This window comes from Escherichia sp. AM3 (assembly GCF_032029835.1).
In the GTDB taxonomy this organism is placed as follows: Bacteria; Pseudomonadota; Gammaproteobacteria; order Enterobacterales; family Enterobacteriaceae; genus Escherichia; species Escherichia coli.
Genome location: NZ_JAVUPQ010000795.1, coordinates 1 through 310 on the forward strand (window position 1 = coordinate 1; position 310 = coordinate 310).

The 310-nt window shown below is 37.7% G+C and carries 1 pseudogene; it reads left to right on the plus strand.

The window, feature by feature from the left end:
* A pseudogene (locus RTW80_RS28410) lies at positions 1 to 231 on the plus strand (hypothetical protein); the annotation flags it as partial.
* Between the last annotated feature and the right edge of the window lie 79 nt (positions 232 to 310).

Genomic DNA, 310 nt, shown 5'->3' on the forward strand with positions numbered 1-310 from the left:
GGCGTACCACAGGATATGGAGTTGACAAACTCCACAACTGAACATGTATTAAAAAATAAATGTATAACAACGTTAGTTGATGCTGCTGACTGGCAGGAATCTGTTGACGGTTCTATTCGATATTTTTATTGGTCGTCAGTTGTTATTGGCTTTGTGGTCTGGTTTACCTTTAATTTTTGTGCACTGGAAGAACTATTTTATCGTAGAAAGAGAAAAGGAGACGTTGAATGAGGATTTTTTTAAGCGTGATTTTATTCCTGTTTACTGCTTTTCAGTCTGCAAATGCAGGTGGAATACCTGGTGCTTTAGC